Genomic DNA, 1319 nt, shown 5'->3' with positions numbered 1-1319 from the left:
CCCGCGCCGCCCCGGGGCTGGGGGGGCCCGACGGCACGGTCGGCCGTGGCTACCCCGCGCCGGCCGCCGCGCCGGCGGCCACTCCCGCGGCGAGCGGTTCGGCGAACCCGTCGCAGGGCGAGGCGGCCGCTGCCGGGATCGACGCCGGCGTGATCAACCAGGCGATCGGCAGCTGGGCGGCGATCACGCAGCCGGCCCGGGTGCTCGGGGTCTTCGACGTCTCGGGTTCGATGAACACCAAGGTGCCGACCGCCAAGGGCGCGACCCGCGCAGAGGTCACCGCGAGGGCGGCCCGGGTCGGCCTGACCCTCTTCGACGACAAGTGGTCGGTGGGTGTCTGGGTCTTCTCCACCCGGATGGACGGTGACAAGCCGTACAAGGAGCTCTACCCGATCAGCCCGCTGAGCGTGGCGCGCAACGAGATCAACGCGACGACGAACCAGTTCGGGCCCAAGAAGGGCGGCGGCACCGGCCTGTACGACACCGTGCTGGCGGCGTACAAGGAAGTGCAGAACGGCTATGTGGAGGGCCGGGTCAACTCGGTCCTGCTGTTCACCGACGGCAAGAACGAGAACCCGGACGGTCTCACCCAGGCCCAGCTCCTCGCGGAGATGAAGAAGTCGACCGACCCGAAGAAGCCGGTGCGCCTGGTCATCGTCGGGATCGGCACCGGGGTGGACAAGGGCGAGCTGGAGAAGATCACCGCGGTGACCCCGGCCGGTGGCGTGTTCCTCGCGCCCGACGAGTCGAAGATCACCGACATCTTCCTGCAGGCCATGGCGTCCCGCACCGGCGCTAAGGGCTAGAACTGCCGGGCCGGTTCCAGTCGAGGACGACCGCGACCGCGTCGTCCTCGAGGTTGGCGTCGCCGATGTGCGTGCGCAGGTCGCCGAGCAGCGATCGGACCGCCTCCAGCGGCGCCAGCGAGCTCGCCCGCCGGGCGAACCGCTGCAGGGCGGTCTGGCCGTAACGGCCGGCGGAACCCGCGGCCTCGGTCACGCCGTCGCTGACGATGAGCAGGCGATCGGCCGGGTTCAGCCGGATGCGCTCGGCTCGGTAGTCGGTGGCCTCGAACATGCCGAGCGGGAACTGCGCGTCGAGCGGCTGGTCGTGTGCCTCGCCGTCGCGCAACAGCATCAGCAGCGGCGAGCCGGCGTCCACCGCCTCCAGGACGCCGGTCGTCAGGTCGAGCTCTAGCAGCAGCGCCGACACGTGCCGCGCGCCCTGGTGCTGGGCGAAGATCGCCTGGTCGGCGAGCGCGGCCTGGTCGGCCAGTGGCAGGCCGGCGCGGCGGGCGTTGCGCAGCGCGTACGTGGCCA

The 1319-nt window shown here is 71.9% G+C and carries 2 protein-coding genes; one reads left to right on the top strand and one right to left on the bottom strand.

The genetic code is table 11. The features are described 5' to 3' along the window. On the top strand, positions 1 to 806 hold an 806-nt coding region (locus tag AB0M20_RS44005), incomplete at its 5' end, for a VWA domain-containing protein (RefSeq protein ID WP_364307490.1). On the opposite strand, the gene AB0M20_RS44000 is transcribed toward AB0M20_RS44005, so the two are convergent. Beyond that, positions 796 to 1319 (bottom strand): PP2C family protein-serine/threonine phosphatase (locus AB0M20_RS44000; protein ID WP_364307489.1); only part of this gene is annotated, 524 nt, incomplete at its 5' end. The genes AB0M20_RS44005 and AB0M20_RS44000 overlap by 11 nt on opposite strands.

Origin of the sequence: Actinoplanes sp. NPDC051633 (assembly GCF_040681735.1) — a bacterium.
Lineage (GTDB): Bacteria > Actinomycetota > Actinomycetes > Mycobacteriales > Micromonosporaceae > Actinoplanes.
This window is presented reverse-complemented; position numbering and strand designations above follow the sequence as displayed.